Consider the following 25,260-nt stretch of genomic DNA (forward strand, 5'->3'; position numbering starts at 1 on the left):
CCTCTCTTTCTCTTATGTTTCTTCCTTATATTTGATTTTAATTAAGGACCATTACGAATTACCATTAACTGAAGGGGAATTCAAATGTTACAATTACCATCAACAAAAAGATAATGGTTAAATAATTCAATGAATAAATAAACATCAGATTTGCCCATTTTAGATCATTTTTCATGAAAAATCCACCAATACCTAAACCAAGCCATCCAACATTAAGTAATGTTGAAATCACCAAAAATGTAGGACCAAGTGATGACAAATAAAACGGCAAGGGCAATAAACATGCCGTATACACTACCATTTGGCGCTTTGTGAATTCAAATCCATGAACAACTGGAAGCATTGGGATACCTGCAGCTTTATATTCTTTGCATTTTTTCATTGCTAATGCAAGGAAATGTGGTGTCTGCCATATAAACATGATCAAAAACAACACAACAGCTGCAATATGAAAGTCAGGGTCTATAGCTGCCCAACCAATTAATGGCGGTACAGCACCAGAAAAACTGCCAACTACGGTATTTAATGTATATTTTCGTTTCGACCACATTGTATAGAGGACGACATATGTAAACCATCCCAAAAACCCTAAAACAGCAGCTTCAATTGTTGTGAACAATAACAAAATAATCCCAACACTTGTAGCAGCAATTCCCATTAAAAGTACCTGGTTTAGTGGAATGGTTCCAGTAACGGTTGGTCGTTTCTTGGTACGTGTCATTATCGGATCGATATCAACATCATACCAATTATTCATAATACATCCACCTGCAATCACGAAAGCAGTACCAGCCATCGTTAACAGAAAGACATCCCAACTTTCCATAAATGAGGCGCCTGTAAAATGAAGTGCCAACCAAAATCCGGTAAATGTCGTTATTAAATTTGAATTAACAATCCCCGTTTTTACAAGAGCTTTAAAATCGGCAAAAAATGGAGTATCTTTCTCTGATGCCGTTACCTTGCCCATTATTTGTGAAGTTGTGGACTCCACTTTATCCATTATCATATCCCCCCTTCAAATTCCCAACAAAAAGGCATAGTAATATAGAGCATACTAAAGAATGTACTTATAATATCTAATGTTCCCCAAAGTATCCAATCTATTATCCTTATTGTATCACGGAATTGTATTACGTTCTATTCAACTACATATGGAGTACTCTTAGGCTCACTAATTGTGACAAATTTGTGAAATGGAGACTAACAATAAAATAAAAGGCATAATAGCCTTCATTTGCAATCATGAACATATGTAGTTTTCCCATGATCTGGGCATAATGGTGGAAATCTTAACAAATATCCCCTACATTATTTCTAGCAAACAACGCTCTACTTTGCAAGAGTTTTTTCTTTTTTCACAGTGAAAACAGTCATAAAACATGATAAGGTGACAATTGTGTGTTATTTACTTGTTTGTTATTGCTTCTGCCATCATAAAAGTATTATTATAGAGCTATTGTATATCTACCAGAAGCAAAGTGAGGATTTCATATGATTAGAATATTAAAATGGCTTTCTGTTGTTGCCACAATTGGTATGGTATTCGTCTTAATTGGCGGTGCACTAGTCACTAAAACAGGGTCAGGCATGGGATGCGGTCCAAGCTGGCCATTATGTCATGGTGAATTCATGCCTAATGAAATAACACCAGAACTTGTAATTGAATTAAGTCATCGACTGGTTTCCGGTATTATGGGTATTGTCATAATTGCCTTATCGGTTTTATCGTGGAAATATATTGGACATATCCGCGAAGTGAAGTTTTTATCTTTCTTGTCAAGCTTCTTTTTAATACTGCAAGCATTAATTGGTGCAGCGGCTGTTATTTGGAGTCAGTCAGATTTCATTTTAGCAACCCATTTTGGCATTTCGTTAATTTCATTCACGGCTGTTTTCTTACTCATGCTGTTAATATTTGAGATAGATAAGAAATTTGATGCAACTTCATTAGTCATACAGAAAAAACATCGGATTGAAATTTACGCTATAACAGTTTATACATTAATCGTTGTCTATACCGGAGCACTTGTCCGACATGCACATGCGAGTATGGTTTGTGGTGACTGGCCATTCTGTACAAATGATCAATTTTCTTTTTCTACGTTCAGTTTCGAACAATGGATTCAAATGGGACATCGTTTGTTAGCAGGAATCCTTTTTGTCTGGACGATTGTATTGTTCATTAAAATTATCAAGAACTATCGTAACAATCGCGTCATGTTCTGGGGCTGGATTACCACGATGCTTCTTATTTTCCTTCAAGTTTTCTTTGGAGCGATGATCATTTTTACGATGCTCAATTTAGGCATAGCATTAGTGCATGCATTTGTTATATCGTGTTATTTCTCGATGTTGAGTTACTTCATTTTACTTTCATCACGCAGCGCCAAGTATGAAGAAAAAATGGACGAAACCTCATCACCCAACAGCTTATAAACGATAACCTTCATTCTGAGGCTCTTTGGTCCATTAAGTTGGTTAAAATGAAAAACGGGTAGTAGATTAAAAATCTACTACCCGTTTTTTGCTTATTCAAACTCAATTAGCAAGTCATTCACAGTAATTGCCTCTTGATTTTTAACGTGAATATCTTTAATAACGCCAGCAAATGGAGCCTGTACAGTTGTTTCCATTTTCATTGCTTCTGTAATTAACAAGTGATCACCTTTTTTAACTTTTTCCCCTTTTTCACAAATCACTTTTACTACTGTGCCTGGCATTGTAGCCCCGATTTGTTTGTTATTGCTCGGATCTACTTTTGGCCTTGTAACAAGATTTGATTTAACACTATCATCTTTTACGACCACTTCACGAGATTGGCCATTCAATTCAAAATAAACAACTCGTGTTCCATCTGAGCGAGCCTCTGATATCGAAACTAATTTAACAATCAATGTCTTCCCCTGTTCAATTTCAACTTCAATTTCTTCCCCTAACCGCATGCCATAGAAAAATGTTGGTGTATCAAGAACAGACATATCCCCATATGATTCTGTGAATTTATGGTAATCCATGAATACTTTTGGATACAATGCGTGTGATATTAAATCAAAGCTCGTTACCTGACGATCCAGTGTTTTAAATAATGTATCCCTTAATTGCTTAAAGTCAACCGGATCGAGAAGTTCACCAGGTCTTTTCGTAATAGCCTTTTTTCCTTTCAAAATTATCCGCTGTAATTCTTGTGGTATTCCCTGGTATGGTTGGCCGATATACCCCTGTGCGAACTCTACAACTGAGTCCGGAAAATCAATTGATTCCCCACGCTCATAAATATCGTCTTCCGTTAAATTGTTTTGCACCATAAATAAAGTCATATCACCAACAACCTTTGAGGAAGGTGTTACTTTTACTAAATCGCCAAACATTTCATTAACCTGACGGAACATCGTTTTTACTTCATTCCATCTTTCCTCAAGTCCAACAGCTTTTGCTTGTTGTTTTAAATTACTATATTGTCCTCCAGGCATTTCGTGGAAATATACCTCTGTATGTGGTGACTTCATTCCACTCTCGAAATCATGGTAATAACCACGAACACCCTCCCAATAATGTGATAATTTTTCGTATGAACCAACATTGATTTTAGGTTGACGTTTTGTCCCTTCAAGTGCATGGTACAATGTCTGAGCGCTTGGCTGTGATGTCAGCCCAGCCATCGAACCACAAGCAACGTCGACAGCGTCAACTCCCGCTTCAACGGCTCTTGCATACATAAGGATCCCATTGCCGCTAGTATCATGTGTATGCAAATGAATTGGCAAATCAATTGTTTCTTTTAATGTTGATATAAGTTGATATGCTGCTTCCGGCTTTAACAGTCCAGCCATATCTTTTATCCCTAAAATATGGGCGCCTGATTCTTCCAGTTCTTTTGCTAGGTCCTTATAATAAGCCAAATTGTATTTGTTCCGGTTTACATCTAAAATATCACCTGTATAACACATCGAGGCTTCTGCAATTTTATCATTGTCCCTAACAGCCTGAATTGCCGGTCGCATTCCATCGAGCCAGTTCAAACTATCAAATATCCGAAACACATCGATCCCTGCAGTTGCACTCTTTTCAACAAATTCCTGTATTACGTTGTCTGGATAGTTTTTATATCCAACCGCATTACTTGCACGCAAAAGCATCTGAAACAGAACATTCGGAATTTTTTCCCTAAGATTTAACAACCGCTGCCAAGGATTTTCCTTTAAGAAACGGTACGCGACATCAAATGTTGCCCCACCCCACATTTCCACAGAAAATAATTCCGGAAGCATACGTGCCGTCGGTTCAGCAATTTGCACCAAATCTTTCGTTCGAACGCGAGTTGCTAATAAAGATTGATGGGCATCTCGGAATGTAGTATCCGTATATAATACCTCATTTTGTTTCTTAAGCCAGGTAGCTAGGCCTTCTGGTCCCCGCTCGTCTAAGATTTGTTTTGTTCCCGCAGGTATCTCTTGAGCACGATTTATTTTAGGAATTGGCGGTTTCGAAAACAATGGCTTTTTCTTTTTTGTTATTCCTTCAAAGCCGTTAATCGTCGTTTTACCAATGTACGTAAGCATTTTTGTACCACGGTCTTTCCGTTTTGGGAAAACAAAAAGCTCAGGTGTTTGGTCAATAAAAGTTGTACTATATTCACCAGATAAAAATTGCTCATGGAGAATCACATTTTCCAAAAATGGAATATTAGTTTTAATCCCACGAATGCGAAACTCTTTTAAATTTCTGACCATTTTATGTGCAGCTTGTTCAAATGTTAAAGCCCATGTGGAAACTTTAACAAGTAATGAATCATAATGCGGCGAAATAACAGCACCTTGAAACCCATTTCCCGCATCAAGACGAACACCAAATCCACCGCCAGTACGATAGGCCATAATTTTACCTGTATCCGGCATAAAATTATTTAATGGATCTTCTGTTGTCACCCGTGATTGAATTGCATAACCATTTGTCTTGATATCTTCTTGTAATGGTATTCCAATCGATTTATCATGAATTGCTTGTCCCTCCGCCACTTTAATTTGTGACTGAACTATATCAATCCCCGTAATAAGTTCCGTTATCGTGTGTTCCACTTGAACACGTGGATTAACTTCGATAAAGTAAAAATCATCATTCGTCATTAAAAACTCAACTGTTCCAGCGTTTAAATAGTTTACATTCTTCATTAAATTAACCGCTGCATCACATATTTTTAATCGAAGTTCCTCGTTGAGAGAAACACTTGGGGCAATCTCCACAACTTTCTGGTGTCTACGTTGGACAGAACAATCACGTTCAAATAAATGAACAATATTACCATCATGATCTCCAATTATTTGTACTTCAATATGCTTTGGATTCTCAATTAACTTTTCAACGTATACCTCATCACTGCCGAATGCAGCACGTGCCTCAGATCTTGCTCGATTATAAGCTTCGGATAATCCATTCTGGTTACGCACAATCCGCATGCCACGACCGCCACCGCCAAGTGATGCTTTTATAATAATTGGATATCCATGCTGTTTTCCAAATTCCTCTATTTCTTCAATAGATGCTACCGGTCCATTGCTACCGGGTATAACAGGTAATCCGGCATTTACTGCTTGTGTTCTTGCTTTTACCTTGTCACCGAACATACTCAAATGTTCACTCGTTGGTCCGATAAATAAAATTCCTTCTTCTTCACAGCGTTTTGCAAATTGAATATTCTCCGATAAAAAACCATAGCCGGGGTGAATTGCCTCAACTCCGACATCTTTTGCTATCTTAATAATTCCTTCAATATCCAAATAGGCATCTATTGGTTTCTTTCCTTCCCCAACTAAATACGCTTCATCAGCTTTATACCTATGATAAGAACCTGTATCCTCCTGCGAATAAATCGCAACAGTCCGGATATTTAGTTCTGTACAAGCACGAAAAACTCGGATTGCAATTTCCCCACGATTTGCAACTAAAACCTTATTTATCTTCTTTACATCAGCCATGATCTTCCTCCTCTGTTATTTGTCTGATTTTGTGGTATATCTTTACGATTGGCTGGAACCGGCTGTTGTTCCTTCTGTTTAACATTTCTTGCAATGTTATTTAAAATTCCCATTGAGATCATCATCACCAATAAGGAAGAACCACCATAACTCACAAACGGTAATGGAACACCAGTAATAGGCAACATTCCACTTATCGCACCCAAATTAACAAAAGCTTGAATACCGACCATGGACGAAATGCCAATAGCCAAAAGGGCTCCAAAACTATCGTCACACTTTCTGGCAATAAAGATGCCCCGTAAAACAATGATAGCCAGTAATCCAATTACAATTACGACACCTATAAATCCTAGTTCCTCCGCAATGACTGCCATAATAAAATCGGTATGTGCCTCCTGTAAATAACCAAGTTTTTGCACACTATGCCCAAGTCCTTCACCTGTTACCCCCCCTACCCCAATAGCTAAATAAGACTGAATGAGGTGATAACCATCATCTTCAGGATGTTCAAAGGGTTGGTATGCTCCGGTGAATCGCGAAATCCTTTCATCTGTAACCATGTTCGGGATAGCAATAGCTACAACAAGAAGTCCTGCAGCTATAAGAATCGATAAATGTCTAAATTTAATCCCTGAACTAAAAATGACTGAACTGGCAATCAAAAATATAATTGCCGCTGTTCCGATATCAGGCTGTAATACAATAAGACCGAGTACTAAACCAGTTAAAATTAAAGGTGGTAAAACGCCTTTGTTAAACTCGTCAATGTATGCTTGTTTTTTCGAATATATCGATGCCAAATAAATAATTAGTCCCAATTTAGCAAACTCTGCTGGCTGTACGCTGACAAAACCGAAGTTAAACCATGATTTTGCATTATTAATTTCCGTACCAAACAATAGTACACCAACTAATAGTGCAATAATAATTAGCATCATCATTTTCATCAGTTTTTGATAATATTTATAAGGAAATATACTGCACAGCGTAAAACCAATGGAACCAATAACAAACCACTGTAACTGTTTAACTAGATAATAGGTGGCTTCATGCCCTTCGTAAACAGCTGTAACCATGCTGGCGCTGTAAATCATTACCAAACCAAAAGCGGCTAACAATACTGGTGTAATCATTAAAGTGAAATCATTATTCTTTAATTTCTTTATCATCTTACTTCTCCCCAACATATGTATTAACGGTAAAGACAAAAAAGAAATTTTAAACAGTATAACACATAATTTAAAATTAGCGAAATTTACAGACTTCTTTTTCTATCCTACCAACGAATTTGTTTAACCTATTAAATAATTATAAGAGATGTTTCAAAGCAGTCACCAAATGATAATTGGCGAATCTCTTTGACAAAAAAGGAACTTCCGCTAAAATCAATCGCATCCCGCTCAAGTCCAGTCCACATGCAGCCTTCACCTACACCCTGATCTAGGAACTGGCACTTCAACCTTCTTGTTTCTAATTTGCCGGCTTTTTGAAACACACATTATAATAAAAAAACCTTGCCATAAGTTTGCAGGCAAAGTTTTTACTGATACGGGGTACATAACGCCAAAAATGTTACACAAAAACTACACAGATTTCTGTGCTGCTTCATGCAGAATATTCAGCTGTCTTTCGAGATTTTCGAGAAGTGCTTTACCTTCATTCTCGCCGATTAAATTTAAACGCACAGCAAAATCTATTTCCCTTGAAAGACCAAACATTTGTGTATCTAAAACCTCTTCATACAATGGGCATTGCGGTGTCATTAAATTTTCAATTTGAACTTCAATAAGTTTTAAAATTTTATCAGCATCAGCCTTAAGAAGGGCATAGGCTTTTTCACGATGATTTGCAGTCACCTCAGGTAACAAATATATCCCCTCCAAGTAAAAGACTTTCTTCTCTACTATATTATCGTTACAAGCCATAAATTGCAAATGAAATAGTATAATTGTTTTGGATGAAATTTTTACCCGTGTCTGCTATTCTTGAAAAGGATATATTATGAGAGGTGGTAAAAAACGATGATCGTACCAATAACAGGAAAAGTTGCCTATCCAATTACACTTGACCCAACAGTATGGATTTTTGACGATCGTAAAATTCTACTTGAGGAAGCATTTCTGCAAAATACCGATAATAAAGATGAAGATGATGAACTTGAAAAAGCATCTAAACGATGGGATAGAGCAGTATTCAATCCACCGGTTAACAAAAGTATTTCCCGCTTTGAAGGAGAAAAAATACTAAAAAATTCATATGTGATGCCCATTATTGATTTTATTGATAACGCAGAAATGAACGACAATGCTGAAAGTGCAACATTAGCAACCAGTAATGGTGAAGTCAGCATTTCCCTTAATGAGCTTAGAAATGGTTTATTCCTATTTGCAGTTGATGGAAAAACAGTAAAAGATGATGGTCCAGTTCACTTCTTTTATCAAGATGGTTCGAATCAAGAAAATCCTATTAAAGGGGTTCAAAAAATTATTATAAAATAACTTATTAATGTGCGTGTTCAAAAAGTTGCCAAATTAGAAGCAAGAAGGTCGAGGCGGCGTAGTTTTGAGCAACGGAACGTATGCATTTAGATACGTGAGCAGCGGAGAAACAAGCCAACGAAGAGATTCGCCGCTTATTATTTGGTGACTTTTTGAACAACCTCTTTAAGCTGATTGCCCATTTTTAGGCAATCAGCTTTTTTGTATAATTTGGCTTCTCCAGCGAAAAATAAATCAATAACTACTCATTTTAGGAGGAGTGCAAATGTTTCCACGCTTATTAGCCTTAGTTTTTACCGTTATGATTGTATTGGTTGGATGCCAACAACAAGAAAAAGATACTTCCCTGCCAGATGAAGAAACCGGAAATCAGTTCATTCAAGTTGAAGATTCCCACCCAATCAAGAAGAAAAATATAAATAGTGAACAGATGGCCAACCATTTGGCAAATATTGCTAGTGATGTTCCAAATGTCAGGGATTCAGCGGCAGTTGTCGCCGGACCATATGCCGTAGTTGGAATTGATGTCGATAAAGATTTAGATCGTTCACGGGTCGGCACCATTAAATATTCTGTTTTAGAAGCTTTAAGACACGATCCATATGGCAAGACTGCTGTCGTTGTCGCAGACGCTGATATGACAGAACGAATACGTGGTATGAGCGACAAAATAAGTCAAGGCCACCCAGCACAAGGAATTGTTGATGAATTATCCGCAATTGTCGGTAGATACATGCCAGATTTCCCTATAGATGAAGATCAACCTGTAGAACCAGATCAAAATAAAGAAGTTATTCCCAAAGAAGATGAGAAAAAACTAGACGATATCCAAGAAGATCAGTCGAATCATAAAAATAACGAATAAACAAATGAACCTTATCACAACAAAACAAAGGGTCTGACTCCCTTAAGGGGGTCTGACCCTTTGTTACGCTTCCTCTTCTGCTTTAACTTCATTATAATAATTTACACCAAATTGCGATCCTTCCGAAACCATTTTGGCATTCTCAAACTGCGCCAAGTCTTTGTTATCGGTTTGATCTGGTATTCCTGCATCATCAAGTGCGGACGTTGCATAATTATTTTTAAAATTACTCGCTATCGATTTGACTTTTTTTACTACTTTATCTCTATTTTCTTTGTCTTTTAGAAATAATCCCGCTGTACCTGCTCCAGCAGCGCCTAATGCCGAAATAACATACCTTTTTTTCATCAAATCGTCCTTTCTATTATGCTTTAATTATTTATTCCCTTCCTATTTTTCTGTCAAACATCAAATAATATACTTCTTTTATGCATAACAATCCTATGGTATAGTTAAATAAACAGCCTAATTTGGGGTGAAATTATGCAAGTTAAATGTGTTATATGTGATACGATAGAAGCGATAGACGATCATTCATTACAGGCAAAACGATTACGAAATCGCCGATTAAATATGTATTTATGCAAATCGTGTTATCAACGGATAGACGAAAGAACCAAAGCACGACATCAATCAGGCAAATTCCGTTTATATCGGAAAAAGAAACAAAAGAATGATCTTATTTAATAAAATAAAAAACTCCCTTATCAATTCGTTAGGGAGTTTTACTTTGCTCATTATTTGTTCTGGCTTTACGTTGCTGGTGTAAACGGAATCGATAGACACCTAGAACAGCGGAAATTATGATTAAACTTTCGGTCATAGGCATTTTAAAAATACTAAATATCGTTATAATAAAAGTCCCGATTGCAAGCATCATATAAACAAATAATGACTTAAGTATAGGTAACTTCCGGGCAAAACCTAATTTAAATGCAATCGCCCCAAAAATTAGATTAAGAACATATAAAATCGTAAATAAATGATCAATACCGTAATTTTCTTCAACATAATCAAAAATTAGACTGAAATTACTATCCATGCATGTATCCCCCATCATAAAAACTCTTTTACCATCATACTAAATCTTGTCACGACATGCTAGTAGTAAATGTGAAGGAAGTTCAACAATTAACTTATTTTGAAAAACTTATCCCGATGATATATACTATTCCATGTAATTAATCGTGAGGTGAAGATATGAAAAAGATTAATATTCCGATGTTATTATTAGCTATGCTTGTAATTGCCATGTTTGTAGGAATTGGTGTAGCAATCTCTTACGGTAACATATGGCTTATTTTTTTATTTTTGGTTTTAGGATTTGCATTTATGGGATTTGGATTATCAATCAAACGAAAAAGAAGTGGCTCGCATTAAGTGCGATTCACTTCTTTCCTTTTTCAATATAGTCCTTAATGATCCTTGATTGTATGACCGGATTACAAGTTAAAATAGAATTCTTATGTAACATATCAACAGGATCTCCTGAAATTGTTGTTGTAATCCCACCAACCTCATTAACGATTACAATACCAGCCGCTACATCCCATGGCGCTAAACTCATCGTTAAATAACCATCCAGCTTACCTTCTGCAACATAGGCAAACTCTAGCGCAGCGGACCCATAAGTTCTTGTACCTCTTACCTTCTTCACTAGAAGCTGCATTTGAGTTTCATCTACTAATCGATTCTCACACAGCCAAAAATGATTCATGCTTAGAATCGCCTTCTCAAGGTTTACATCATCCCTTAAATGCGGCAATTGAACATCGTCCTTATAGGCTCCCTCACCGCGCACAGCGTGATACAGAATATCATCCATAACATTATAAATAAGGCCAATTTCTCCAATCCCTTGATGATAAATTCCCACTGATATTGCGAAATTACATTTTTGATGAACAAAATTCATTGTTCCATCAATCGGATCAACTATCCACACCGTCCCATGCAATGATTTCAAATCATCACCGTATCCTTCTTCACTTAGCAATAAATGATCAGGATATGTATGTTTGATATTCGCAGCAAAAAATCGCTCTATTTCTTTATCCATATGTGTGACAAGGTCATTGGGGTTTGATTTTGTATCAACGACTAATGGGTCATTCATTTTCCCCCTGATTGTTGCACCTGCTTCCAGTACCCATGTTTTAGCCTGTCTGTACAACTTTTCGCGAATTTCCAAATCCATATGCAGACCTCCATTGCTCTCATTATTACTATATTACCAAATTGCAGCAAACAAGTCATCGGTTTAGAATTGCTTGATATCGACAAAAAATGACCCCTATGTATGTATAGGAGTCAATTATACCTTATAATGATTAATCATTTTCAATCTCAAGCAGTTGTTTGCGTAATTGTTCCAAACGTTCTTTTGTCTTTATAATTTGAACCGTATCGTTTGCTTCTAACGCGTCATGAAGTGTGACAAGCTCGTAATCAATTTCCATGCGAATCACAGGTAGTTTCTCTTGTGCCTCTTTTCGTCTAATTGTCTCGAGTACATATTTCATGTCTCTTACATCCTTTCAGATGGCTTATTTTATATATATGAGAAAAATTATGATATCGTTCAACATTTTTCTAAATTCTTATTTTATCAATTCCCAATTCTGCTTGATTTTAAACCAAAGAACTTGACTTGGTTTCAGTTATACTTAATAATTATTATAATCTGTAATCAAGTATACAGGCATTTTAGAAAGAAGGGATGATTTGCAATGAGTTTCGATGGCTTTACTGACCAAGACTTTGCAACGTTTTCCATTGACGGATTAACTGAGCGAATGGAAGCAATTCAGAACCGTATACAACCAAAGTTTCAAGAAATTGGCAACGAATTAGTAGACCACTTACAAACACAACTTGGTAATGAGATGTTTTTACATATAGCGAAACATGCAAGAAGGACGGTCAATCCTCCAAAAGATACATGGTTAGCTATTGCTAATAACAAAAGAGGATATAAAAAACATCCACATTTTCAATTCGGCTTGTTTGATGATCACATTTTTATTTGGCTAGCTTTTATCTATGAGTTGCCAAATAAGCAAGAATTCGCGAAAAATCTGTTAAACAATATAGACGCTATTAAAAGCGAAGTTTCCGATGATTTTGTTATTTCACTTGACCATACAAAAAAGAAATCCACTAAACTCGGAGACATCAACCTGGAAGCAGCATTAGAACGTTTTCGAGATGTTAAAAAAGCGGAGTTTTTAATTGGTAGGCATATCGCTGCAAACGACAAACGTATTACGGACGGAGAAGAACTAGTTAATATCGCGAAAAATACGTATGATATCTTATTACCTTTCTACCAGCGCGCATTGTTATAATTAATAAAAGGCAGCTTTCCTATTAGGAGCTGCCTTTTTTCATCGTTATGAATCCGTCTATTTCCTTTGCTTTCTTGACAACATGATAACTGGAATATCCTGACGCTTTCTCAAACTCGGAAAAGATGGTTTTTTCTTCGCTTTTAGCTGGTACAATTTGCTTGAAACGCTTATATGCAAGCATTACGTTATCACTTTTCACACTTTTTTCATAGGCTTTTTCTACCATGGTAAAAAAATTAATTACATCGACAATTTCTGCTTTCGACCATGTTTCATCGATCGGGTAATGATAATTCAATCTGTTTTGCCCCCTAATTTAACCATTTGTTGCGAATTTCTTCGGCTTCCGTGATCATTGTAGTAAATAATTCCTCTACTGTTGGGATTGTTTTAATTCGAGCTGCTACCTGCCCAGCCCAACCAAAACCTTCTGAAGCATATCCATCAGCAATATACCGTTTATTTGCTTGTCCACTAATCATATCTTTCATCGCTTCGTATGTAGGTTGGGTAGATTCTAACTCAAGTATACGTTCGGTCCATTCATTTTTTAATGCACGAGCAGGAGTACCTAATGAACGTTTGATAACAGTTGTAGCATTTTCATCAGCATCAAGTAGCGCCTGTTTATAGCTAGAATGCGCGTCTACACACTCTTTCGTTGCAATGAATCTGGTTCCCATTTCAATCCCTTCCGCACCAAGCGAAAGTGCCGCCATCAGACCACGGCCATCACCAATTCCACCTGAAGCAATAACAGGAATGGAGATGTGATCGACTACTTGTGGGGTTAACACTAGAGTCCCTACATCCCCACGTCCAAGATGTCCCCCACCTTCTTGTCCAACCACCATGACAGCATCTGCACCTAATTCCTCCGCTTTTTCAGCTTGTCTTCTTGCAGCCACAAGCACAAGTTTTTTAATTGGATGATCCTTCACCATGTCCAACACACCCTTGGGATTCCCACCTGTCACCGATATTACCGGAACTTTCTCATCAATTGCCACTTGAACCATATCTACAAATGGACGTCCATGTTGTCCAATAGCAAAATTCACTCCAAAAGCTTTATCCGTTAATTGTTTTACACGTTGTATTTCCTTTCTTAATTCATCAGGGCTTCCTAAACTCATTGCCGTGATCTGACCTAGACCACCAGCATTTGAAACGGCTGCTGCCAAATCTGCATATGCTAGATATGCCAACCCCCCCTGAACAATCGGATACTTAATATTCAATAATTCAGTCACACGTGTATTCCACTTCACAAAAATTCCTCCCCCCATTGTATACACTTTCACCTACCTATATCCTATCATGTCAGATCTTGCCGCAACAAGTGCTCTAAATTAGGAGATTCTCTTACACAAAGCTCTGTTATGAATATACGCGAAACTTTGATTTCATATGAGCGTGTTCAGACCGTTATTCCTATCATGTAATAAAAGAATACAAACCAATAAAAATAGGAGGCTATCTCTTGGGTCTGCTTTAATAACCTAAGGGATAGCCTTATCTTAATTAAAAAAATCAAATATCAATTTGGTCTATTGAGTCAATAAAACACACTTCCGTTTTTAGTTCTTACAATTAGGACATGTTCCATAAAGGGTTGATACTTTTTCATCATCAAAATGTTCAATAACTTGCTGACAGTCTTGACATACGATCGTTCCCATTTGGTCCAACTCCTTTTCGGTAATTATAATATCATATTCATATTATAGTATGTCATATTTTAAATTACAACACTTATTTAGTATAACATAATTAAAAATCACACATAAAAACAGCTAGTTATTACAAAATAACTAGCTGTTTTTTCAGAAAACTACTTTTATTTATCTAGTTTTAATTAACCTTGGATCAACCATTTCATACCCTTTATCACGTAGGCCCTTCACAATATCCTTCAGCGCAGCGGCGGTCCATTCCCTATCATGCATTAATAAATTTGCACTACTAGTTAATAATTCCGTATGAAGCATTATATCGGTGATGGCCTCTTTGGACATATATTCTTCGTTCCAGTCGTACCCATATGACCAATTCATGAGGATCATGTCTTCCTTTTTAGCAACTTTCTTCGTATAATCTGTATTCGCCCCGTTTGGTGCTCGAAAGAACTTAGGACGCTCTCCAATAATTGCTTTCACCATATCATTCACACGAACTATTTCCTTTTTTTGTTCTTTTTTCGACAAATCAGGTAAATATGCATGACTATATGTGTGGTTGCCAATTAAAAACCCCATATCATGAATCTGCTTCAGTATTTCTTTCTTTTCAGGTGTTTCGAGAAAATGCCCATTCACAAAAAAGATTGCATTCGCATCTAATTTTTTTAATGTCTTGGCCATATCTAATGCATGTTCATCTGGTGCATCATCAAAAGTTAACAGCACTACTTTTTCGTTTGCTTCATCAATAGGTACAATTGACCAATTATCAGCCACTTTATATTTTGGTTCTATCTTCTCTTCTTTATTGCTCTTTTGGTTGCTGACTTCATAATCTTTGTTGTTATCTTTTTGCTTCGAATTTTCCTGCTGAACATTTTTGGCTACTTTTTGGCCTTGCTGATCTCGTGTTTTATCGCTATCATCTTTGTTTTTGTCGGAATGAATATTACAAGCTGTCAGCAAAATACACACCATTAACAAAGAAAACCAAGCCCTTTTTTTCATATGTTGCCCATTCCCTTCGCTGTCAAAAATCGATATTTCCATTGTAACCAAGTGGCCAAGGCGATGTATATAGTCGTCATGAATTATTTATGTTTGTATCGGAAAGATAATGGGTATATAAATTTAGGTCCTTTGCCAAATTCCAGAATTATATCTCGTTCTTTAGTAAATAGTAAGAACTAACATCACATTAGTTGAGACATGGACAAGAATATGTTTTAATACATAGATGTGCAAATTTTTACCAAAGACAACAAAATAGAAAGGAATTGTGATAATGAACAAAGTTACACGTGTTTTTTGGATATCAGCTGTAGTTGCGATACTTTTTATCATATGGGGAATCATTCCTAAAGATGTATTACCAAATGGTAACCTCGATAATGTAACAACGATCATCCAAACATTTTTGGTCGATAAATTTGGCTGGTTTTATTTATTAAGTACCACAGGGTTTGTAATATTTGCCATCTATCTCATTTTTTCAAAATATGGGAATATTAAACTTGGGAAACCAGGAGACAAGCCGGAATATTCTTATATAACATGGTTTGCCATGCTTTTCAGTGCAGGTATGGGGATCGGTTTAGTATTCTGGGGAGCCGCTGAACCATTATCCCACTTTCATGAACCACCATTTGGTGAGCCAGGAACAAATGATACAGCAAAAACCGCCATGCAATACAGTTTCTTTCACTGGGGACTACATCCTTGGGCAGTATATGCAACAATTGCTTTGGCTCTAGCTTATTTTAAATTTCGCAAACAGGCGCCTGGCGTTGTAAGTGCTATTTTACAGCCGATTTTTGGTGATAGAGTAAAAGGGCCTCTAGGAACAGTAATTGATTTTATCGTTGTATTTGCTACTGTCTTTGGCGTTGCAACGTCACTTGGGTTTGGTGCAATCCAAATAAGTGGTGGACTTGCCTTTGTATTTGGTTTTGACCAAACAGTTACGATGCAATTCGTAATTATCTTGATTGTTACCGTTCTTTACTTAATTTCAGCTATGACCGGATTAAATAAAGGGATTAAGTACTTAAGTAATGCAAATATAATTCTTGCTATTGCGCTTATGTTATTTTTGCTTTTTGCAGGACCAACGAACTTTATTATGAACTTTTTTACAACAACGTTTGGAAGTTACATTCAAAATTTGCCTGGCATGAGTTTCCGCATGACGCCATTTCAACAAGATAATACTTGGATTAAAGATTGGACAATATTTTATTGGGCTTGGTGGATTGCTTGGGCACCATTCGTTGGTACATTTATCGCTCGTGTTTCCAGAGGTAGGACAATACGAGAGTTTGTCTTAGGTGTTTTACTTGTACCAACCATTTTTGGAGCATTATGGTTTTCCGTATTTGGTGGATCAGCGATTAATCTAGAGTTTTTCCAAGGCGTCGATATCATTCATTATGTAAATGATCTTGGTGAGGAAACAGCATTATTTGCGGTTTTAGAGCAATTTCCATTTGGAACCGTGATGTCGATAATTGCTATCTTGTTGATTAGTACCTTTTTCATTACCTCAGCTGATTCGGCAACATTTGTTTTAGGTATGCAAACAACTGGTGGTAGTTTATATCCGCCAAATAAAGTGAAATTTATTTGGGGTCTTATTCAATCTAGTGCTGCTGCTATATTACTTTGGCAAGGTGGTCTAAATGCATTGCAGACCGCGTCTATTATTGTCGCCTTTCCATTTGCAATAATTATGATCTTTGTCGTCTTTTCACTAATTAAATCATTTAAAGAAGAAGCAAGACAATATGATTTAAAACGAAAGAAACAATAAAGCTTAAGCCATACCACTGTGTTGCGGTATGGCTTATTTTTTAGTTAAGCTATTTTTGCATTATTTGTGGCTATCATACTACGCTTTCCCGGAACGAGCGGAGAGCCCTTCTCAGGACAATGCGATGTTCTCACAAAGGTTTTCAGAGTCGAGGAAGGTATTCCCCCATCCCAGGACAAGGAAAGCTTCACAGCATTACATCGCACGCAGAAAATGCGAAATCATTTTCAAGGAGTTTACACGCTGCTTGTAAGGAAATATATGCTTAGATATTTTCAAAAACAGTCTTCCAGAAAATCCTTCGTTATTATTTAAGCACTTTTTCGTATATTTCGGATATATTATGGCTATTTAAGGACGCATAGGACATAGGGATACAAAAGGAGAGCTGCATTAGTACAGCTCCCCTTTTTCTCTCATATTATTCCATGTAAACCTTACATTGTATGGATTGGCGTCCCTAATGCTTTTTCTGCGGCCTCCATTGTAATTTCCCCTAAGCTTGGATGTGCATGAACAGTAAGAGCGATATCCTCTGCAGTCATGCCTGCTTCGATCGCTAAGCCAACCTCAGCAATCATATCGCTAGCATTTGGCCCAGCAATTTGTGCCCCAATTACAAGTCCATCTTCTTCTCTTGTAATAAGTTTTAAGAATCCATCACTATCATTTAATGACAATGCGCGTCCATTAGCTGCAAATGGGAATTTCGAAGCTTTTGCTTTGTAACCTGCTTCTTTTGCTTCTTTTTCTGTATAACCGACAGATGCCAGTTCAGGGTCGGAGAATACAACAGCAGGCATACCAATATAATCGATTTCTGCTTTTTCTCCACTAATTGCTTCTGCAGCAACTTTTCCTTCATAAGAAGCTTTATGTGCAAGTGGTAAACCGGGAACAATATCACCAATTGCGTATATGTTAGGTACGTTAGTGCGACATTGTTTATCAATTTTTATTAGGCCTTTATCATCTACTTCAATACCAACCTGCTCTAAACCGATTTCTTGCGTGTTTGGACGACGACCAACCGTTACCAACACATAATCCGCTTCAACTGTTTCTTCTTTACCTTTAGCTTCATATGTTACTTTTACGCCGTCTTTTGTTTCTTCAACACCTTTTGCCATTGCCTCGGTAATGATGGTGGCATTTTTCTTCTTAAGACGTTTTTTAACAACTTGTGTCATTTGTTTTTCAAATGTGCCTAGGATATCTTTTGCGCCTTCTAAAATTGTAATATCCGTTCCAAAGTTCGCATAAGCAGATCCTAATTCTGTTCCAATGTATCCTCCACCGATTACAACCATTTTCTTCGGAATTTCTTTTAGATTCAACGCACCTGTCGAATCAAGAACACGATCAGAGAATTTAAAGCTTGGAATTTCAATTGGTGAAGAACCGGTAGCAATAATACAATTGTTAAACTTATATGTTTGCGAACTCTTTTCATCCATAATTTTTGCTGTATTTTGATCAACAAAGTATACTTCACCATTCACGATGTCTACTTTGTTTCCTTTTAGTAATCCTTCAACACCAGAAGTTAATTTATTGACAACTTTTCCCTTCCATTCTTGCACTTTAGAAAAGTCAACAGAAACATTTTCTGTTGTAATACCGAGTTCTTCACTTCCATGTGCCTTTTCTGTTAAATGACCTGCTTGAATCATTGCTTTAGATGGGATACAACCAACGTTTAAGCAAACTCCGCCCAATGTAGCCTTTTCAGCAATAGTTACTTTTTGACCTAGTTGTGCAGCACGGATAGCAGCAACATAGCCACCAGGTCCGGCTCCAACAACTAACGTATCAACTTCAACTGGAAAATCTCCTACTACCATAGTTTACGCCTCCATCATGATTAATTGTGGATCATTCAATAATCGCTTAATTTGATTTAATGCCAACTGTGCAGTGGCACCGTCAACAATGCGATGATCAAAGCTTAATGATAATGCAAGTACTGGAGCAACTACGACTTCTCCATCACGTACTACTGGCTTTTCAGCGATGCGTCCAATTCCTAAGATCGCTGCTTCAGGATAGTTTATTACTGGCGTGAACCACTGACCACCTGCAGAACCAATATTTGTAATTGTACTTGATGCACCTTTCATTTCGTCCGGTGTTAGTTTACCACTTCTTGCTTTATCTGCCAATTCATTAATCTCTTGTGAAATTGTAAAAATGGATTTACGATCAGCATCTTTTACAACTGGAACAAGCAGACCTTTATCCGTATCTGCAGCAATTCCTACATTGTAATAATGCTTGTAAATGATTTCGTCTGTGTCATCATTAACAGCTGCATTGATGATTGGATATTTTTTCAATGCTGATACAAATGCTTTAGCAACGTATGGCAAATAAGTTAATTTAATATCTTGCTCAGCTGCGACTGCTTTAAATTTCTTACGATGTGCTACAAGTTCTGTAACATCAATATCATCCATTAATGTAACATGTGGTGCTTTTGTTTTCGAATTAACCATAGCTTTAGCAATCGATTTGCGAATTCCACTCATTTTTTCGCGTGTTTCTGGATATTCACCTTTTGGTACAGTTTGTTCTTTCTGAGTTTGTGTCTCTGTTGTGTCCGCTTCTTCAGTAGTACCCTGAGTAGATGGTTGATCGCCATTCAAGAAGCTGTCAATATCTTCTTTAAGAACACGACCATTTTTACCCGATCCTGTTACTTTTTGTATGTTCACATCATTGTCACGCGCATATTTCCGCACAGATGGCATCGCAATAACCCGCTTATTATCAGCCTGTGAATTGTCATCTGCTTGAACTTGTTTTGTTTCTGTTTTTTCTTCTTTCTTTGGTTCCTCTTTTTCTGCCTCTTTTGTTTCTTCTTTGCTATTGGCTTCGTCAGAACCACTTTCGTCATCTTCGTATCCTTCTGCATCGATGGTGATGATTGTATCACCTACAACTGCAACAGATCCCTCATCTACATTAACTTTTTTTACAGTTCCATCTACTGGTGACGGGATTTCAACGACAGCTTTATCATTTTGTACTTCACATAAAACATCATCTTCTTTTACTTCATCGCCTGCTTTAAAAAACCATTTTGCGATTTCGCCTTCATGAATTCCTTCACCAATGTCTGGTAATTTAAATTCATATGCCATGCCTTACTACCTCCAATCTAAAAATTAAAAATTAATTACTTGCTGTGCTTTCTCTACAATGTCTTTATGATCAGGCAGCCATACTTCTTCGGCTTGAGTAAACGCATATACCGTGTCTGGTGCAGTAACACGTAAAATTGGTGCTTCTAGATGTAAGATTGCACGTTCTTGGATTTCAGATATCACATTTGATGCAACACCTGCTTGCCGTTGAGCTTCTTGAACAAATACAACACGATTTGTTTTCTTCACTGATTCGATTATGGTGTCCATATCAACAGGTGATACCGTGCGCAAGTCGATAACTTCTGCATCGATATTGTTTTTTTCCAATTCTTCTGCAGCTTTAAGTGCTGAATGAACCATTGCACCGTAAGCAATCAATGTTACGTCTTTCCCTTCCCGCTTCACATCTGCTTTGCCTATTTCAATGGTATATTCTTCTTCAGGAACTTCGTCACGGAATGAGCGATAAAGCTTCATATGCTCTAAGAATACAACTGGGTCATTGTCACGAATAGCAGAAATTAACAACCCTTTTGCATCTTGTGGTGTAGATGGAATAACTACTTTAATTCCTGGTTGCTGGGCAATTAATCCTTCAAGTGAGTCTGCGTGCAATTCTGGTGTGTGAACACCTCCACCAAATGGAGAACGAATTGTAATTGGCGCTGTACGTGTGCCACCTGTACGATATCGCATGCGAGCCATTTGTCCATTAATAGAGTCCATTGCTTCATATACGAAGCCGAAGAATTGGATTTCCGGCACAGGACGATATCCCTGTAAAGCTAGACCAATAGAGAGTCCGCCAATTGCTGATTCAGCAAGTGGTGTGTCAAATACCCGTTCTTCGCCAAATTCATCCTGCAATCCTTCTGTAGCACGGAATACGCCACCGTTTTTACCGACATCTTCACCAAATACAAGCACATTATCGTCATTTTTTAATTCTGTGCGCATTGCTTCAGTGATTGCTTGAATCATTGTCATTTGTGCCATGATTTACTTCGACTCCTTTTCTTTATATTCTTCCATTTGTTCTTGAAGATTCACTGGAAGTTCTTCATACATATTGGAAATAAGTTCCGTTACTTTTTGTTTTGGATAACCGTCAGCCTTTTTAATTGCTTGTTTAATATCATCTTTGGCCTCTTCAATTACTTTGTTTTCTTCTTCTTCAGACCATAACTTTTTGCTTTCTAAGTACTTGCGGAATCGAACTAATGGGTCTTTCTTTTCCCACTCATTGTCAAGTTCTTCCGTACGATAACGGGTTGGGTCATCACCTGCAGTTGTATGTGGTCCATAACGATAAGTTAATGTTTCAATTAATGTTGGACCTTCACCATTAATAGCTCGTTCACGCGCATCTTTTGTTGCGGCATAAACAGCGAGTACATCCATTCCATCAACTTGAACGCCTTCTATCCCAGCAGCAACCGCTTTTTGTGCTAGTGTTTGTGCATTTGTTTGCTTTTCGACTGGAACTGAAATGGCGAAATGGTTGTTTTGTACAATGAAAACACCTTGAGCACCATATGCCCCAGCAAAGTTCAATGCTTCATAGAAATCACCTTGAGAAGTACCACCATCACCTGTATAAGTAACTGCTACTGCTTTTTTACCACGCTTTTTCATTCCAAGTGCAACACCTGCAGCTTGAGTGTATTGTGCACCGATAATAATTTGCGGACTTACAGCATTTACTCCTTCTGGCATTTGATTACCATGGTAATGTCCTTTAGAGAATAAGAATGCTTGATATAATGGAAGTCCATGCCAAATAAGCTGTGGAACATCACGATATCCCGGTAATATAAAATCTTCTTTCTCCAATGCAAAGTGACTTCCTAATTGTGAAGCTTCCTGTCCTGCTGTTGGAGCATAAAAACCTAAACGTCCTTGACGATTCAATGCCATGGAACGCTGATCCAAAATTCGGGTATAAACCATTCTACGCATTAGTTCTTTCAAATCATCATCCGAAAGATCAGGCATAGCATCTTTATTTACAACTTTCCCATCTTCATTAAGAATTTGGAACATTTCGAACTGACTCTCAACACTTTTAAGTACGTGTTTCAAAATAGTTCACCTCTTCCTTTCTATATCCGTTTTAATATTTTCACTTCTAGCCTTCCCTAAACTTGAAAAAATCTGTACCATTCTGCCTTTATTCTTGTACCCTGTTTTGATTTTTATTAATCTTATTCTAAACCATTTTCAAAAACTGTTACACTCATAAAGGGAAATTTATTGATACAATAGGTGATCTATTTAGAGTTTAGCTTATTCATACGGATTTGGTCAATCACTTTGTTTTTATTTCTGTATTTTTATTGTAGTTTCTAAACCAGGTAGACGTATTCATTAACTTTTTTTAATCACCTGTTATACCCTTTTAGCTAAACTGTATTAGTATGATCATCCAAATCATAACAAAACGCAATAAAAAAAAGACTGAACAAATTCAGTCTTCTCGTTTGTAATTATTGGTTTTTATTTGAATTCTTTTTATCAGCAGATTTTCCGTCTTCATATTCAACTTCTATATCGGCTGCTTTATAAAATTCTTGTTTCAATTTATTATATTTTGTTGTGTGTGTATTGAACGCTTTGTTCGCCTCCAACACTTCTTGATAACTATCATTAATTTTAGTGATGTGCTCCGTTAGCGCCTCTTGTTCAATATCTTCTTTTTGTAACATCGTATATAATTCTTTTTCTAATTTTAAAGATGTAGTATAGGCTTTATTTAAAGAATCATATGCTTGATATCGTTTCATCATAACATCATACATTTTCTTCGCCTTATCTTTTATGTCTTTATCCTCGAGCTCATCGATTAAATCTTCTATTTTCATAAATTCTTCTTTAGACGCAGTGATACTCTCTTTTTCTACATCCACTTTATTAGATCGTTTTTCAATTGTTTCGATTGCTTGTTGAGACAGATCTTTTATTTTATCAAAATCATCCATTCCTAAATCAATGATCTTACCATATAATTCCTGTTCCTTTTTTTCTAAGTCAACAATCGTATCCTGCTGTTTCTCAAAAGCATCTTCTAATGTTACTGCTTTTTCCAAATGATCGTATATCTTTTCTTTAGTCGATGATCCACTACATGCAGCTAACCCTACGATTAAACATAAAGATAAAACCATCAATATTTTTTTAAATGGCACGTTGACTTCCCTCCTTCATTGATATCCGTTTTTAATTCAATAAACGTTTTTTGTGAATAATAGCATAACATAATCGTACTAGGAAAAATGAATGATACTATGTCCTATAGCAAATTTATGAACTAATAGAACCAATTATGTTAAAATAAGAAAATGAAATCAATCAATATGGACTAAGAAAAGCGGAAGTGCCCGTATAGCGACGTATGAACTGGACTGATCCGTATGAGATAAAGGAAACACGATGAGCGATAGCGAATCGATGTTGACTTATCGTAAGGAGGAGAAGGAAATTCACTAGTCGCTGGGCGCTGGAGCTAGACATGAAAAGCGGAAGTGCCCGTATAGCGACGTATGAACTGGACTGATCCGTATGAGATAAAGGAAACACGATGAGCGATAGCGAATCGATGTTGACTTATCGTAAGGAGGAGAAGGAAATTCACTAGTCGCTGGGCGCTGGAGCTAGACATGGCTTACCTTGCCCCCGAGCAAAATAGAGCCGAATTTTTATACTATCTCTAAAATCAACGTTCATTTTGGTCGCCATTATCATGAAATTGCATAGATTAGGAGTGTAAATGATGCTAACAATGAAGGATATTGTAAGAGAGGGCCATCCATCATTACGAGATGTAGCAAAAGAAGTTGACCTTCCTGCAACTGAACAAGAAAACAAATTATTAGCAGATATGCTTGATTTTCTAAAAAATAGCCAAGACGATAAAATTGCCTGTGATTACGAATTACGACCAGGTGTAGGTTTAGCAGCACCACAACTCGGGATTTCTAAACGCATGATCGCCGTCCATTTTCAAGACTTTAAAGGGAAATGGTATTCATATGGTTTGTTAAACCCTAAGATTGTTAGCCATTCTGTTGAAAAAGCATACCTAACGAGTGGTGAGGGATGCCTTTCTGTTGACCGAACAGTGGAAGGTTATGTGCCGAGGTATGCTCGAATTACGATCAAAGCAACAGACTTAGAAGGCAATCCAATAAAATTACGTTTGCGTGATTATGCAGCAATTGTTTTTCAACATGAAATCGATCATCTTGATGGTATTATGTTTTATGATCACATTAATCAAACAACCCCATTTGCTATTCCAGAAGATGCAAAAGCTATTGAATAATACAAAATAGGCTGCGAGAACCTGTCTCGCAGCCTATTTCATTTATAGCAAACCAAACTGTTGTAACCCTTTTACAATGCCATTTTCATCAACATCAACCGTCACATAATCTGCCACTTTTTTTAACTCAGAAACTCCATTCCCCATGGCAATTCCCGTTCCTACTTCTGTTAACATTTCTATATCATTTAAACCATCACCAAAAGCGAATGTATTTCTAGGTTCCATCCCGCTTTCATCGATTAATTTTTGTACACACCGATAGCCTTCGAACCACCTCGGGGAAAAACATCACACGAATAATCATGCCAGCGAATAAAGCGAAGTTCTTGATGATCACTTATAATAGAAGCTTCCTCCTTCCCACAAAATAATAATGCTTGGTAAATCATGTTACCTCGATAATAATCGGTATTAACTATAGGATAGTCAAATTTTAAGCTACCAAAGCTTTTTTTGTGAATGAACTTTCACTTGTAGATACCCATAAACTACCTCGTATAAGAAACCATTCTAAGTGAAAAATGTAGATAAAGGAAATTTTCAGGTTACCAAGTATGTTCATCAGACATAATTTATAGTAAAAATGAACTTTTTTAGGATAAATA

The 25,260-nt window shown here is 36.9% G+C and carries 27 protein-coding genes; 8 read left to right on the top strand and 19 right to left on the bottom strand.

What is annotated here, in order from left to right; genetic code table 11:
• Positions 1 to 64: 64 nt before the first annotated feature.
• The gene (cyoE, locus tag C8270_RS15725; RefSeq protein WP_106497744.1) at positions 65 to 1,003 is read right to left on the bottom strand and encodes a heme o synthase; all 939 of its coding nucleotides are present in this window, start codon (positions 1,001 to 1,003) and stop codon (positions 65 to 67) included.
• 491 nt (positions 1,004 to 1,494) lie between these two features.
• On the opposite strand from cyoE, the gene C8270_RS15730 reads away from it, so the two are divergent.
• Positions 1,495 to 2,439, top strand: coding sequence for a COX15/CtaA family protein (locus C8270_RS15730; protein ID WP_106497745.1), 945 nt, complete (start codon positions 1,495 to 1,497; stop codon positions 2,437 to 2,439).
• 92 nt (positions 2,440 to 2,531) lie between these two features.
• Here C8270_RS15730 and pyc read toward each other — a convergent pair whose 3' ends face one another.
• From pyc to C8270_RS15745, 4 genes are all read right to left on the bottom strand, one after another.
• Positions 2,532 to 5,975: a pyruvate carboxylase gene (gene pyc, locus C8270_RS15735; RefSeq protein WP_106497746.1), complete on the bottom strand. Its 3,444-nt coding sequence runs from the start codon at positions 5,973 to 5,975 to the stop codon at positions 2,532 to 2,534.
• A complete protein-coding gene (gene ftsW, locus C8270_RS15740) occupies positions 5,963 to 7,147 on the bottom strand; it encodes a putative lipid II flippase FtsW (RefSeq protein WP_106497747.1) in 1,185 nt (394 codons plus the stop codon). The genes pyc and ftsW overlap by 13 nt, the downstream gene beginning before the upstream one ends.
• Positions 7,148 to 7,278: 131 nt before the next feature.
• The gene (locus C8270_RS20085; protein ID WP_158701745.1) at positions 7,279 to 7,473 is read right to left on the bottom strand and encodes a hypothetical protein; all 195 of its coding nucleotides are present in this window, start codon (positions 7,471 to 7,473) and stop codon (positions 7,279 to 7,281) included.
• A gap of 88 nt (positions 7,474 to 7,561) precedes the next feature.
• Complete coding sequence (locus C8270_RS15745; protein ID WP_106498566.1) at positions 7,562 to 7,903, bottom strand: YlaN family protein; 342 nt, start codon at positions 7,901 to 7,903, stop codon at positions 7,562 to 7,564.
• A 96-nt stretch (positions 7,904 to 7,999) separates the two neighbouring features.
• Here C8270_RS15745 and C8270_RS15750 point away from each other — a divergent pair, with 96 nt between their 5' ends.
• Both C8270_RS15750 and C8270_RS15755 read left to right on the top strand, forming a co-directional pair.
• Positions 8,000 to 8,476, top strand: coding sequence for a hypothetical protein (locus C8270_RS15750; protein WP_106497748.1), 477 nt, complete (start codon positions 8,000 to 8,002; stop codon positions 8,474 to 8,476).
• A gap of 265 nt (positions 8,477 to 8,741) precedes the next feature.
• On the top strand, positions 8,742 to 9,341 hold the full coding sequence (locus C8270_RS15755; protein WP_106497749.1) for a YhcN/YlaJ family sporulation lipoprotein: 600 nt from the start codon (positions 8,742 to 8,744) through the stop codon (positions 9,339 to 9,341).
• Positions 9,342 to 9,404: 63 nt separating this feature from the next.
• Here the strand turns inward: C8270_RS15755 and C8270_RS15760 are convergent, their stop codons facing one another.
• Entirely contained in the window at positions 9,405 to 9,689 is a 285-nt protein-coding gene (locus tag C8270_RS15760) for a hypothetical protein (protein ID WP_106497750.1), read from the bottom strand.
• Positions 9,690 to 9,824: 135 nt separating this feature from the next.
• Here C8270_RS15760 and C8270_RS15765 point away from each other — a divergent pair, with 135 nt between their 5' ends.
• Complete coding sequence (locus C8270_RS15765) at positions 9,825 to 10,028, top strand: YlaI family protein (RefSeq protein WP_106497751.1); 204 nt, start codon at positions 9,825 to 9,827, stop codon at positions 10,026 to 10,028.
• A gap of 28 nt (positions 10,029 to 10,056) precedes the next feature.
• On the opposite strand, the gene C8270_RS15770 is transcribed toward C8270_RS15765, so the two are convergent.
• Entirely contained in the window at positions 10,057 to 10,383 is a 327-nt protein-coding gene (locus C8270_RS15770) for a YlaH-like family protein (RefSeq protein WP_106497752.1), read from the bottom strand.
• A gap of 158 nt (positions 10,384 to 10,541) precedes the next feature.
• On the opposite strand from C8270_RS15770, the gene C8270_RS15775 reads away from it, so the two are divergent.
• A complete protein-coding gene (locus tag C8270_RS15775) occupies positions 10,542 to 10,721 on the top strand; it encodes a DUF5325 family protein (RefSeq protein ID WP_106497753.1) in 180 nt (59 codons plus the stop codon).
• A gap of 7 nt (positions 10,722 to 10,728) precedes the next feature.
• On the opposite strand, the gene C8270_RS15780 is transcribed toward C8270_RS15775, so the two are convergent.
• Positions 10,729 to 11,538: an inositol monophosphatase family protein gene (locus C8270_RS15780; RefSeq protein WP_106497754.1), complete on the bottom strand. Its 810-nt coding sequence runs from the start codon at positions 11,536 to 11,538 to the stop codon at positions 10,729 to 10,731.
• A gap of 133 nt (positions 11,539 to 11,671) precedes the next feature.
• The gene (locus C8270_RS15785) at positions 11,672 to 11,863 is read right to left on the bottom strand and encodes a hypothetical protein (RefSeq protein ID WP_106497755.1); all 192 of its coding nucleotides are present in this window, start codon (positions 11,861 to 11,863) and stop codon (positions 11,672 to 11,674) included.
• 207 nt (positions 11,864 to 12,070) lie between these two features.
• On the opposite strand from C8270_RS15785, the gene C8270_RS15790 reads away from it, so the two are divergent.
• A complete protein-coding gene (locus tag C8270_RS15790; protein ID WP_106497756.1) occupies positions 12,071 to 12,688 on the top strand; it encodes a YktB family protein in 618 nt (205 codons plus the stop codon).
• Positions 12,689 to 12,710: 22 nt separating this feature from the next.
• Here the strand turns inward: C8270_RS15790 and C8270_RS15795 are convergent, their stop codons facing one another.
• The 4 genes from C8270_RS15795 to C8270_RS15810 form a co-directional block, all read right to left on the bottom strand.
• Positions 12,711 to 12,989 (bottom strand): UPF0223 family protein, encoded by a 279-nt coding sequence (locus tag C8270_RS15795; protein WP_106497757.1) that lies wholly within the window; start codon positions 12,987 to 12,989, stop codon positions 12,711 to 12,713.
• A 13-nt stretch (positions 12,990 to 13,002) separates the two neighbouring features.
• Positions 13,003 to 13,962: an NAD(P)H-dependent flavin oxidoreductase gene (locus tag C8270_RS15800; RefSeq protein WP_106497758.1), complete on the bottom strand. Its 960-nt coding sequence runs from the start codon at positions 13,960 to 13,962 to the stop codon at positions 13,003 to 13,005.
• Between the two features lie 309 nt (positions 13,963 to 14,271).
• Positions 14,272 to 14,373, bottom strand: a complete 102-nt coding sequence (locus C8270_RS15805) for a GapA-binding peptide SR1P (protein WP_106497759.1) — start codon at positions 14,371 to 14,373, stop codon at positions 14,272 to 14,274.
• Positions 14,374 to 14,535: 162 nt separating this feature from the next.
• Complete coding sequence (locus tag C8270_RS15810) at positions 14,536 to 15,381, bottom strand: polysaccharide deacetylase family protein (protein WP_106497760.1); 846 nt, start codon at positions 15,379 to 15,381, stop codon at positions 14,536 to 14,538.
• A gap of 277 nt (positions 15,382 to 15,658) precedes the next feature.
• On the opposite strand from C8270_RS15810, the gene C8270_RS15815 reads away from it, so the two are divergent.
• Positions 15,659 to 17,182, top strand: a complete 1,524-nt coding sequence (locus C8270_RS15815; protein WP_106497761.1) for a glycine betaine uptake BCCT transporter — start codon at positions 15,659 to 15,661, stop codon at positions 17,180 to 17,182.
• Positions 17,183 to 17,619: 437 nt separating this feature from the next.
• On the opposite strand, the gene lpdA is transcribed toward C8270_RS15815, so the two are convergent.
• From lpdA to C8270_RS15840, 5 genes are all read right to left on the bottom strand, one after another.
• A complete protein-coding gene (gene lpdA, locus C8270_RS15820) occupies positions 17,620 to 19,026 on the bottom strand; it encodes a dihydrolipoyl dehydrogenase (protein WP_106497762.1) in 1,407 nt (468 codons plus the stop codon).
• 3 nt (positions 19,027 to 19,029) lie between these two features.
• The gene (locus C8270_RS15825) at positions 19,030 to 20,325 is read right to left on the bottom strand and encodes a dihydrolipoamide acetyltransferase family protein (protein ID WP_106497763.1); all 1,296 of its coding nucleotides are present in this window, start codon (positions 20,323 to 20,325) and stop codon (positions 19,030 to 19,032) included.
• A gap of 24 nt (positions 20,326 to 20,349) precedes the next feature.
• Positions 20,350 to 21,327 (bottom strand): alpha-ketoacid dehydrogenase subunit beta, encoded by a 978-nt coding sequence (locus C8270_RS15830; RefSeq protein ID WP_106497764.1) that lies wholly within the window; start codon positions 21,325 to 21,327, stop codon positions 20,350 to 20,352.
• Between the two features lie 3 nt (positions 21,328 to 21,330).
• Positions 21,331 to 22,374, bottom strand: coding sequence for a pyruvate dehydrogenase (acetyl-transferring) E1 component subunit alpha (gene pdhA, locus C8270_RS15835; protein ID WP_199794728.1), 1,044 nt, complete (start codon positions 22,372 to 22,374; stop codon positions 21,331 to 21,333).
• Positions 22,375 to 22,817: 443 nt separating this feature from the next.
• The gene (locus tag C8270_RS15840) at positions 22,818 to 23,516 is read right to left on the bottom strand and encodes a YkyA family protein (RefSeq protein ID WP_106497766.1); all 699 of its coding nucleotides are present in this window, start codon (positions 23,514 to 23,516) and stop codon (positions 22,818 to 22,820) included.
• A 584-nt stretch (positions 23,517 to 24,100) separates the two neighbouring features.
• Here C8270_RS15840 and def point away from each other — a divergent pair.
• Positions 24,101 to 24,652, top strand: coding sequence for a peptide deformylase (gene def / locus C8270_RS15845; protein WP_106497767.1), 552 nt, complete (start codon positions 24,101 to 24,103; stop codon positions 24,650 to 24,652).
• A 42-nt stretch (positions 24,653 to 24,694) separates the two neighbouring features.
• Here def and C8270_RS15850 read toward each other — a convergent pair whose 3' ends face one another.
• Complete coding sequence (locus tag C8270_RS15850) at positions 24,695 to 24,880, bottom strand: HAD hydrolase family protein (RefSeq protein ID WP_106497768.1); 186 nt, start codon at positions 24,878 to 24,880, stop codon at positions 24,695 to 24,697.
• Between the last annotated feature and the right edge of the window lie 380 nt (positions 24,881 to 25,260).

The sequence above is a fragment of the Lentibacillus sp. Marseille-P4043 genome (genome assembly GCF_900258515.1).
GTDB lineage: Bacteria > Bacillota > Bacilli > Bacillales > Amphibacillaceae > Lentibacillus_C.